Raw genomic sequence first — 11,114 nt, forward strand, 5'->3', positions numbered from 1 at the left:
GGCGGCCGCCACGCCCATCAGCGCCAGCGCCCACTCCGGCCACGCTCCGACCAGCGTCGCGAGCGTGGCCTCGGTGCGTACGGGCACCTTCACCACGTTCATGTCCGCCACGAGCTCCCGGGTCTGCCAGGCGACCTTGCCCTCCGGGGTGACGTACGCCGAGATGCCGGTGGTGGCCGCCGTCACGACGGCCCGGTTGTGCTCGACGGCCCGCAGCTTCGACATGGCCAGTTGCTGCGGCGGCAGGTTCGACTCGGCGTAGGAGGCGTTGTTGGTCTGCACCACCAGCGGCGTGGCCCCGGTCCTGACGGTCGCGCGGACGGTGCCGTCGTAGGCGACCTCGTAGCAGTTGACCGCGCCCACGGTGACCGGGCCCATCCTCAGGTCGCCCGGCTTCGTGCCCGCCACGGACTGCCGGCCGACCAGGCCGGCCCGCTCCCACAGGGCCAGCACGAGGTCCTTGAACGGCGTGTACTCGCCGAACGGGACCAGGTTCTGCTTGTCGTAGTACGCGCCCGGCCCGGTCACGGGGTCCCAGACGAGGCTGCGGGTGGCCCGGTTGGCGTCGCCGATGGCCACGACGGCGCCGACCAGCGTGGGGACGCCGACGCTCTTGACGGAGTCGTCGATGATCCGGGCGGCTTCCGGGTCGCGGTAGGGGTCGATGTCGGTGGAGTTCTCCGGGAGCACCACGATGTCGGGCTTGAGGAGTTTGCCGTCGCGTACGGCTTGAGCGAGTTTCATGGTCTCGTTGGCATGATTTTTCAGGACGACGGCGGGTTCGTCGCCCAGGATGTACATACCCCGTCCCGGCACGTTTCCCTGCACGACGCCGACGTTGACCGTCCGGCCCTCGTCGCCGGGCCTCGGCACGGCCAGGCTCAGCAGCGGGACGGCCAGCGCCAGGGCCACGGGCACGAGCCGCCCCACGACGCCCCAGGAGGCTCCCTCCGGACGTCCCGGGGCCCCAGGGCGGCGCGGACGCCTCGGCGTCTCCGAGCGCCCCAGCACCGCGTACGCGAGCAGCGCCCCGCACAGCACGACGGCGAACGACACGAGCGGCGCGCCGCCCAGCGCGGCGTACTCGGTGAACAGCGACTCGCCCTGGCTGAAGGCCAGCCGCGCCCACGGGAAGCCGCCGATGGGCACCAGGCCGCGGGCCCACTCCATGGCCACCCACAGCCCGCCGAACCACAGCGGCCACCAGCACAGCCTGAACACCAGCGACGCCAGCGCGGCCATGGCGGCGTAGAACAGGCTCTCGACGCCCACCAGGATCGCCCACACGTCGTCGCCGATCGTCCGCACCCAGGCGAGCGCGGGCAGCAGGAACACGACGGCGGCCAGGTATCCGACCCAGGCGGCGCGCCTCGGGCGGGCCCCGTGGAGGGCGGCGGCGATCAGCCCGATGCCCAGCGGGGCGGCCGGCCACCAGTCGAGGGGCGGGAAGGCGAGGAACAGCAGCAGACCGCCCGCGGCGGCGGCCACGGCACGGGCCAGGCCCGCTTTCCAGGACTCGCGCGGAGCCGCGCCAGAACCGGCCGTGCCAGCCGTGTCAGAGCCGGCCGGGCCGGCCGGGTCCGGGGTGTGCGGGGTCGTGCCGCCGGTGGGCGGTAGGCCCGTCCTGTCCTGCACCACGCGGTGTTCCCCTCGCCGTTTCGCACGCCTGCTTGCGAAAACGCTACCGCCCCGGGGCGGCGATCCGGACGCCGCGGCGTCTTCGATCCCGCATCGAGGCCCGGGGCAGGGAGCGGCAGGGTGATCCCGTGACCTGACGGGACCACCCGGCGCTGATGGCGGTCCGTGCGCACGAGAGCAGGAAGAGGGCCCGGAAACCCTTCGGACCGGACCCGTCTCGTCGGCGGCGAGCTCGGAATTCCGTTGTCTACTGGGCTCCCGGACCCGTCCCGGGTCCAACCCCCCGCCCGGTTGGGGTGCCCCGACTCGACGGACCGACGGCCCTGCACCTGGCTGTGTGGACGGAGTCACGCTCCGTCACGGACGCAGGATCCGACGATGTCAGAGACGGCCAACCGGCCAAGTCCCGTGCTGGACTGCGCAGCAAACTACCGACTCCACCTCAGATGTCAACCGTGTCCCGATCAGCAGAAACATCAAGTTTCCGCAGGTGGGGCATGATAACGATGTCGCCTTAAAGCGATCTAATGCCCATTAGTCGCCCCCTGGCCGCGCCTTGGCAAGCCGCGCAACACCGCCGCGATCAGCTCCGACGGCGCCTCTTCGGAGACGACGCCGAGCCGCTGGGTGGCCCGGGTCAGAGCGACGTAGAGGTCGCTCAGCCCACGCGGCGACTGCGAGATTATCAGGTCCGGATCGGCCACGATGACCGAATCGAACTCCAGCCCCTTGGCGTCGGTCACCCCCAGCACCGCGGCCGGAGCGTCGAGGGCGGCGGTCCCCCGGCCCGCCCCGGGCGCCACCACGGCGACGCCCTCCACGACGCCGGCGACGGCCTCGCCGAGGGGGCCGAGCAGCGCGTCGGGGACGACCACGGCCACCTTGCCGCCCTCGCCGATCTCCGCCTTGACCAGCTCGGGCAGCCAGGACAGGGGCGCCGTCCAGGGCTCGGCGCCGATCTCCCGTACGGACTGCGGCGCCTCCAGCGAGGGGTCGATGGCCTTCAGGACGCGGGCGGCGACCGCCATGAGCTCCACGGGCGTGCGGTAGTTGACGGTGAGCCGCTCCTGCCGCCAGCGCCCGGCCACGTACGGGTTCAGCACCTCCTCCCAGGAGCGGGCCCCGGCCATGGAGCCGGTCTGGGCGATGTCGCCGACGATCGTCATGGAGCGGGTCGGGATCCGCCGCATGACGGCCCGCCAGGCCATCGGCGACAGCTCCTGCGCCTCGTCCACGATCACGTGGCCGTAGGCCCAGGCCCGGTCGGCGGCGGCGCGTTCGGCGGTGGTCCGGTAGGGGCCCTCGCCGCGCTGCCGCTCGGCCAGGCGCTCGGCCTCCATGACGTCGGACAGGCCGGTCAGCTCCAGCACCTCGCGGGCGTAGGCCAGCTCGGCCTCGCGCTCGTGCTCCTCGGCCTGCCGGGCGGCGGCCAGGTCTTCCTCGGCCTGCAGGGCGCTGGCGCGCAGCACCTGCTCGTCGATCTCGCCGAGCAGCTCGGCGGCCTCGTCGAGCAGCGGGACGTCGGACTCGGTCCACTCGCCGCGCTCGCGGCGCAGCAGGGCGCGCTCGTCCGGCGTCAGGTCGGAGGCGGCGTAGCCGAGCCGCTCGGGCGAGCCGTACAGGCCCAGCAGCAGCCGCTGCGGCGTCAGGTACGGCCACAGCCGGTTCAGGGCGGTCTTGACCGGCTGCTCGGTGCGCAGCTCCTCGCGCAGGTCGGCCAGCTCGTCCTCGTCGAGCAGCCCCTTGCCGAGCTTGCGCGCCGCCTGCTTGGCCAGGGCGTTCAGGACGGAGCGGACGAACACGGCGCGGGCCTGGTTGTGCGGGCGGCGCGAGCGGGTGGCCCGGTTCCTGGCCGATTCGAGCATGTTGCGGTCGATGGTGAGCGTGTAGCGGCCCAGGGTCAGCTCGACGGGCTTGCGCGGCACCCGCTGCCGGTCCCGTACGGCCCGCGCGATCACCTCGGCCATGCGCAGGTCGCCCTTGACCGCGGCCACCTCGGAACGATCCCTGGCGGTGGCGGTCAGCCCGGGGTACAGCTCCCCCACCGTGGACAGCAGCACGTCGGTCTCGCCGAGCGAGGGCAGCACCTGCTCGATGTAGCGCAGGAAGGTGGGGTTGGGGCCCAGGATGAGCACGCCGCGCCGCTCCAGGCGCTCCCGGTGGGTGTAGAGCAGGTACGCGGCGCGGTGCAGCGCGACGACGGTCTTGCCGGTGCCGGGCCCGCCCTGGACGACCAGCACGCCGTTGAGGTCGGCGCGGATGACGCGGTCCTGCTCGGCCTGGATGGTGGCGACGATGTCGCGCATGCGGCCGGTACGCCGCTCGTCGAGCGCGGCCAGCAGCGCGGCCTCGCCGTTGAGGGTGGCGCGGTCGTCGTCGGTCAGCGAGTCGAGGTCGAGCAGGTCGTCGTCGACGCCGACGACGGCGCGGCCCTTGGTCTGCAGGTGCCGCCGGCGGGTCAGGCCCATCGGCGCGGCCGGGGTGGCGCGGTAGAACGGCTGGGCGACGGGCGCGCGCCAGTCGATGAGCAGCCGCTCCTGCTCGTCGTCGGTGAGCCCGATCTTGCCGATGTACAGGCGGCCCTCGTCGACATGATCGAGACGGCCGAAAACCAGGCCGCGCTCGACCGCCCAGAGCCGCGCCAGCCTGGAGGCGTACATGCCGGCGAACGTGTCGCGCTCCGACCTGTTCTGCAGCGTGCCGACGGCGCCCGTGGCCAGCACCTCCTTCAGCTGGCTCTGGGTGCGCTCGCGCAGCGCGTCGAGACGGGCGTAGAGGCGGGCGACGTACTCCTGCTCCTTGGCGAGCTCGGTTTGACGAGTTGCCGCCTGACCATTATTGTGGTTAATGGGACACTCCGGGCCATTCTGCTTGTTGTTACGACAAACGACGACATTAGCACGCCTGTTGAGGCACTCCCCATCTTTGCGCTTGTTGTCCTTTCCCGCACACGTCCCGCACACGGTCACGACTTCGTTTCACCTCTTGACCGGAACCCTTCGCCCTCTTAGGTTCACATCAAGTTAGGAAAGTTTCCTAACTTCGAGCCTAGGAGCGCTTGTGAGCCATCCGGTGCCGGGGACTCCCAGTCTGCTACGCGCGATCAACGATCGCGCGGCCCTGCAGGCACTCCTCGACCGGGGCCCGCTGACGCGCCCTGAGATCGGCACCCTGACCGGCCTGTCGAAGCCGACCGCCTCACAACTGCTGTCCCGCCTCCAGGAGGCCGGGCTGGTGGTCCTGGACGGCATCAGGGAGGGCCTGCCGGGGCGCACGGCCGAGGTGTACCGAATCAACCCGGCGGCGGCGTACGTGGGCGCCCTGGACGTCACCCCGGCCAAGATCGAGGCGCGCGTCGCCGACATCACCGGCACGACGGTGGGCGAGTACGTGCTGCCCACGCCGCGCCGTCCCGGCGGCGAGCTGGTGGCCCGGCTGCGCGCGGCCCTGGACGGCGCCCAGCCGCCCGGTCCGCTGCGCCGGGTGGTGATCGGCGTGCAGGCCGCGATCGACCCGTCCACGGGCCGGCTGGGCTACGCCACCGCCAAGGACATGCCGGGCTGGCAGATCGCCGACCTGGTCCCCACGCTCGGCGCGGGTCTCGGCGTGCCCGTGTCGGTGGAGAACAACGTCAACCTCGTGGCGCTGGCCGAGCAGGCCCACGGCGCGGCGCGGGGCGACTCCGACTTCGTGCTGCTGTGGGCCGACGAGGGCATCGGCTCGGCCATCGTGCTGGGCGGGCGGATGCACCGGGGCGCCACCGGCGGCGCGGGCGAGGTCGGCTACATGCCGACCCCGGGCGCGCCGACGGCCCGCGAGGCCGGGCGCTACGCCAACCACGGCTACCAGGCGCTGACCGGCGGCCCGGCCGTGCTCAAGCTGCTGCGCTCGTACGGCGTGCGCGGCACCGACTTCCGCCAGGCCATCGCGAACGCGGTGCGCGCGGCGGAGGACCAGAAGGGCGACGACGCGAGGGCGGGGCTGCGCGACATCGCCGCGCGGCTGGCGGTGGGCCTGGCCGCCATCACCTCGGTCATCGACCCAGGGCTCATCGTGCTGACCGGCGGCGTGGTGCTGTCGGGCGGCGAGACGCTGCGCGAGCTGATCGAGCACGAGCTGCACGCGCTGACCATCCCCCGGCCCCGGTTGCGCCTGTCGACCGTCGAAGGCAACCCCGTCCTGGCCGGCGCCCTGGACCTGGCCCTGGACATCGTCCGGGACGAGGTCTTCGGCTCCACGGTTTCCCCGCCATGAGGTTGTTCCGAGCAGAGGAGGCACTCCCCGTGCGCTTCGTCCCCCTGGCGGCCGCAGGGCTCGCCGTCCTGTCCCTGGCAGCGTTCACCACCGGGTGCACGGCGGGCAAGGAGGGCGGCCCCGCCCTCGGCTCGCAGCCGAAGGCCAGCAACACCGCGCCGTCGGCAATCCCGGCCGCCACGATCGAGCTGTGGCACGGCTTCTCGGCGGACTCCGAGGTGAAGGCGTTCACCGACGCCATCGCCGGTTTCAACAAGCTGTACCCGCAGATCACCGTCAAGATGGTCAAGGGCGTGCAGGACGAGCAGATCACGCAGGCGGTGCGCGGCGGCCACGCGCCGGACGTGGCCTCGTCCTTCACCACCGACTCGGTGGCCGCGTGGTGCAAGCAGGGCGTCTTCCAGGACCTGAACCCGATCATCAAGCAGGACGGCGTGGACCTGTCGGGCCTGCCGCCGGTGGTCGACACCTACACGCAGTTCGACGGCAAGCGGTGCGTGATGCCGCTGCTGACCGACGCGTACGGCCTCTACTACAACAAGGCCCTGATGAAGGGCAACCAGCCGCCCAGGACGCTGTCGGAGCTGACCAAGCTGGCCAAGGAGCTGACGGTCAGGAACGCGGACGGCACGATCAAGGTGGCCGGCTTCATCCCGAGCGGCCAGTACTACGAGAACGGGGCCAGCCACCTGGGCGCCATGGTCGGCGCGAAGTGGACGAACCCGGACGGCACCTCGGCGATCGGCTCGGACCCGGCCTGGAAAACGCTGCTGAACTGGCAGAAGGAGCTCGTCGACTGGTACGGCTACGCGAACCTGGACAAGTTCCGCAAGAGCCTGGGTGACGAGTTCTCCGGCAAGCACCCCTTCTACGAGGGCAAGGTCGCAATGGGCATCGACGGCGAGTGGCGGGTCGCCATGCTCGCCAACGAGGCGCCGAAGCTGGACTACGGCACCGCGCCCGTCCCGGTGGACGACGCCAGGCCCGACCTGTACGGCAGCGGCTTCACCGCCGGCACCGTGATCGGCGTGCCGAAGGGCGCCAAGAACCCGGAGGCGGCGTGGGCGCTGGTGAAGTACCTGGCCACGGACACCGGCGCGCTGGTCACGCTGTCGAATGCGATCCGCAACGTGCCGACGACCAAGGCCGCGCTGGAGTCGCCGGACCTGAAGAAGGACGAGAACTTCCAGACCTTCCTCGACATCTTCGCCAACCCGAGGACGACGACGGTGCCGGCGCACGTCAACTCCGTCTTCAACCAGGAGGCGCTGCAGACGTTCATGACCTCGTGGGAGAAGGGCTCGGCCAAGGACCTGGACGCGGGGCTGAAGGACGTCGACAAGCGGATCGACGACAAGCTGAAGCTGTCGGGCGGCTGAGCCGATGGCAGTGATCCCGCTCAGGCGCAGGGAGGGCCTCAAGGCCCTCCTGTGGCTGTCGCCGTGGCTGGCAGGGTTCGGGGTGTTCTTCGCCTACCCGCTGCTGGCGACCGTCTACTTCTCCTTCTTCAAGTACGACCTGTTCTCGCTGTCGTTCACCGGCCTGGACAACTACGCCTACTTCCTCAAGGACGACCGGGCCTGGATCTCGATCCGGAACACGGCCTGGCTGGTCGTGGTGATGGTGCCGGCCCAGGTGCTGTTCGCCCTGGGGGTGGCGCAGTTGGTGACCAGGCTGAAGGCGGGCGTGGGGTTCTTCCGCACGGTGTTCTACCTGCCGTCGCTGATCCCGGTGACGGCCGGGACGGTGGCCTTCGTCTTCCTGATGAACCCGGCGACCGGGCCGGTCAACCGGATCCTGGGCCTGGCCGGCGTCCAGGGACCGGACTGGTTCGGCGACAAGGACTGGTCCAAGCCGGGACTGACGCTGCTGGCCATGTGGGGCGTCGGCAACCTCATGGTGATCTTCCTGGCGGCGCTGCTGGACGTGCCCCGGCACCTGTACGAGGCGGCGGCGATCGACGGGGCGGGGGCGTGGCGGCAGTTCCGCAGCATCACATTGCCGACGATCCGGCCGGTGCTGATGTTCTCGGCGGTGACCGGGGTGATCTACACGCTCCAGTACTTCACGCAGGCGATGATCGCCGCCCGGGTCGCCTCGGGCACCACCGACGCGCCGGGCACGGCGTTCACGCCGGGCTATCCGGAGATGTCGACGCTGACGCTGCCGCAGTGGCTGTTCCAGACGGGCTTCCGCGACTACACGATGGGGTACGCGTGCGTGCTGGCGCTGGTGCTGTTCGCGGCGTCGCTGGTGTTCACGCTGATCCTGCTGCGGCAGTTCCGCGGGTTCGAGGAGGTGGCCTCGTGAGCGCGACGCTGGTGGCGGCCCCGTCGCGGGCCGCCGGGCGTCATACGGGGGTGCGGCGGGCCCGGGCCAGGAGGGTCCTGTACTGGATCGCCACGCACGCGGTGGCGGTGGCGCTGACGATCGCGTTCGCCGGGCCGCTGGTCTTCGTGCTGCTGACGGCCGTGATGAGCGACAACCAGGCGCTGACCGACGAGCTGTGGCCGCACACCTGGAACTGGGCCAACTTCGCCGACGTGTTCGCCAGGTCGCCGATCCTGGTGTGGCTGCGCAACACGATGATCTACGCGGGGCTCGGCACGCTGTTCACGCTGCTGTCCTCGGTGCCGGTCGCCTACGCGCTGGCGCGCTTCCGCTTCCCGGGGCGCAGGCTGGCGTTCCTGCTGGTCATCACCATGATGATGCTGCCGCCGCAGGTCATCGCGGTGCCGATCTACCTGATCTGGGCGCGGATGGACCTGACCGGGACGCTGTGGCCGCTGGTGCTGCCGATGCTCCTGGGCGACGCGTTCTCGATCTTCCTGCTGCGGCAGTTCCTGCTGACGATCCCGCGCGACTACACCGACGCGGCGCGGGTGGACGGCTGCTCCGATCTCAGGACGCTGGTGCGGGTGATCCTGCCCATGGCCCGGCCGGCGATCGCGGCGACGGCGCTGTTCCAGTTCTTCTACTGCTGGAACGACTACTACGGGCCGCTGCTGTACGCCGGGGAGAACTGGACCCTGTCGGTGGGCCTGGCCTCGTTCAAGGCGCTGCACAGCGTGCAGTGGAACCTGACCATGGCGGCCACGCTGCTGGTCATGGCGCCGGTGATCATCGTGTTCTTCTTCGCCCAGAAGGTCTTCATCGAGGGCGTGACGCTGACGGGGGTGAAGGGTTGAAACTGGCCGTGGTGGGGGGCGGCTCGACGTACACGCCTGAGCTGGTGGACGGGTTCGCGCGGCTGCGGGAGTCGCTGCCGATCTCCGAACTGGCCCTCATAGATCCCGATATTTCGCGACTTGAGGTGGTTTCCGGGATGGCGCGCCGGATGCTGGCCCGCGCCGGCCACCCGGCGCGGGTCCTGGCCACCTCCTCCGTCGAGGAGGGCGTGTCCGGCGCCCAGGTCGTGCTGTTCCAGCTGCGCGTGGGCGGGCAGGCGGCGCGCGACGTGGACGAGACGCTGCCGCTGCGGTGCGGCTGCGTGGGGCAGGAGACGACGGGCGCCGGCGGCCTGGCCAAGGCGCTGCGCACGGTTCCGGTCGTGCTGGGGATCGCCGAGACGGTCCGCGCGCACGCGCCGGACGCCTGGATCGTCGACTTCACCAACCCGGTCGGCATCGTCACCCGGGCGCTGCTCGACGCGGGGCACCGGGCGATCGGGCTGTGCAACGTGGCGATCGGCATCCAGCGCAGGGTCGCCGCGCTGCTGGGCGTGGAGCCGTCGCGGATCTCGCTCGGGCACGTCGGGCTCAACCACCTGTCCTGGGAGCGGGCCATCTGTCTGGACGGTGAGGATGTGCTTGCCTCACTGCTGGACTCGCACCTGGACGAGCTGGCCGAAGGGACGGGCATGCGTCCCGGCCTGGTGAAGCGGCTCGGCGTGCTGCCGTCGTATTATCTACGCTATTTCTATGATCATGACGCGGTGGTCGAGGAGCAGCGCGCCAAGCCGTCGCGCGCGGCCGAGGTGGCGGCGATGGAGGAGCGGCTGCTGGAGATGTACGCCGACCCCTCGGTGGCCGAGAAGCCGGAGCTGCTCGGCGAGCGTGGCGGGGCCTTCTACTCCGAGGCGGCGGTCGAGCTCATCGCCTCGCTGCTCGGCGACCGGCCGGGGGCGCACGTGGTGAACGTCCGCAACCGGGGCACGCTGCCGTTCCTGGACGACGACGCGGTGATCGAGGTGCCCGCCCACGTGTCGGGAACCGGTGCCGAGCCGCTGCCGGTGGCGCCGGTCGAGCCGCTGTTCGCCGGGCTGATCGCGCACGTGTCGGCGTACGAGTCGCTGGCCCTCGACGCGGCCCTGCGCGGCGGCGCGGACCGCGTGCGCGACGCGCTGCTGGCCCATCCGCTGGTCGGGCAGGACGCGGTGGCCGAGGAGCTGACCGGGCTGCTGCTGGAGGCCAACCGGGCCCACCTGCCGTGGACGGTGAGGTAGTGGAGCACCGCAGGCTCGTGCTGGCGGTCGACGGCGGCAACAGCAAGACCGACGTGGCGGTGGTGGCCGAGGACGGCGAGGTGCTGGCCACCGGCCGCGCGGGCCCGTTCGCGCCGCAGAGCGAGGGCGTGGAGAAGGCGCTGGACGCGGTGGAGCTGGCGCTGCGCCGGGCCCTCGGCAGCGCGCTCGACGGGCCTCCCGACGGGCCCTCCGGCGGCCCTGTCGTCTACCCCGGCCGGTTCGACCACGTGGCCGCCTACCTGGCGGGGGCCGACCTGCCGGTGGAGGAGGAGGCCCTGGAGCGGGAGTTCGCCCGCCGCGGGTTCGGCCCGGACATCGTGGTGCGCAACGACACCTTCGCCCTGTTACGGGCGGGCGCGTCGGCGTCCTGGGGCGTGGCCGTGGTGTGCGGCGCGGGCATCAACGCGGTGGGCGTCTCCCCCACCGGCGAGGTGGCCCGCTTCCCCGCCCTGGGCCGCCTGAGCGGCGACTGGGGCGGCGGCCAGGGCGTGGCCGAGGAGGCCCTGTGGCACGCGATCCGGGCCGAGGACGGCCGCGGCCCGGCGACCGCGCTGGCCGAGCTGTGCAGCCGTCACTTCGGCACGCGCACGGTCGAGGAGCTGGTCCTGGACATCCATTTCGGCCGGCTGCCCGAGGACCGCCTGCACGAGCTGACGCCGGGCGTGTTCGCGGTGGCGGCCGGCGGGGACCCGATCGCGGTGTCGCTGGTGGAGCGGCAGGCCGAGGAGGTCGTGGCGCTGGCGGAGGTGGGCCTGCG

General features: G+C 71.7%; 8 protein-coding genes. 6 read left to right on the forward strand and 2 right to left on the reverse strand.

The annotated features are described in order from the left end of the window. On the reverse strand, window positions 1-1,638 hold a 1,638-nt coding region (gene lnt, locus KME77_RS18585), incomplete at its 3' end, for an apolipoprotein N-acyltransferase (RefSeq protein ID WP_308250759.1). Between the two features lie 524 nt (window positions 1,639-2,162). Beyond that, entirely contained in the window at window positions 2,163-4,487 is a 2,325-nt protein-coding gene (locus tag KME77_RS18590) for an ATP-binding domain-containing protein (RefSeq protein ID WP_219469233.1), read from the reverse strand. Between the two features lie 211 nt (window positions 4,488-4,698). Here KME77_RS18590 and KME77_RS18595 point away from each other — a divergent pair, with 211 nt between their 5' ends. The 6 genes from KME77_RS18595 to KME77_RS18620 all read left to right on the forward strand — a co-directional run. Next, on the forward strand, window positions 4,699-5,892 hold the full coding sequence (locus KME77_RS18595) for an ROK family transcriptional regulator (protein ID WP_219469210.1): 1,194 nt from the start codon (window positions 4,699-4,701) through the stop codon (window positions 5,890-5,892). A 29-nt stretch (window positions 5,893-5,921) separates the two neighbouring features. Beyond that, entirely contained in the window at window positions 5,922-7,271 is a 1,350-nt protein-coding gene (locus tag KME77_RS18600) for an ABC transporter substrate-binding protein (RefSeq protein ID WP_308250761.1), read from the forward strand. A 4-nt stretch (window positions 7,272-7,275) separates the two neighbouring features. Continuing rightward, entirely contained in the window at window positions 7,276-8,202 is a 927-nt protein-coding gene (locus tag KME77_RS18605; RefSeq protein WP_219469215.1) for a carbohydrate ABC transporter permease, read from the forward strand. Then, the gene (locus tag KME77_RS18610) at window positions 8,199-9,080 is read left to right on the forward strand and encodes a carbohydrate ABC transporter permease (protein WP_219469217.1); all 882 of its coding nucleotides are present in this window, start codon (window positions 8,199-8,201) and stop codon (window positions 9,078-9,080) included. The genes KME77_RS18605 and KME77_RS18610 overlap by 4 nt, the downstream gene beginning before the upstream one ends. Further along, on the forward strand, window positions 9,077-10,336 hold the full coding sequence (locus KME77_RS18615) for a 6-phospho-beta-glucosidase (protein WP_219469220.1): 1,260 nt from the start codon (window positions 9,077-9,079) through the stop codon (window positions 10,334-10,336). The genes KME77_RS18610 and KME77_RS18615 overlap by 4 nt, the downstream gene beginning before the upstream one ends. Continuing rightward, on the forward strand, window positions 10,336-11,114 hold a 779-nt coding region (locus tag KME77_RS18620), incomplete at its 3' end, for an N-acetylglucosamine kinase (RefSeq protein ID WP_308250762.1). The genes KME77_RS18615 and KME77_RS18620, both read left to right, overlap by 1 nt.

It is taken from the genome of Nonomuraea rhizosphaerae (assembly GCF_019396405.1).
GTDB classification, from domain to species: Bacteria; Actinomycetota; Actinomycetes; order Streptosporangiales; family Streptosporangiaceae; genus Nonomuraea; species Nonomuraea rhizosphaerae.

Bases quoted from the DNA above. Each gene is read 5' to 3' on its own strand.
- KME77_RS18605 (WP_219469215.1), top strand. From the start codon at position 7,276: ATGGCAGTGATCCCGCTCAGGCGCAGGGAGGGCCTCAAGGCCCTCCTG.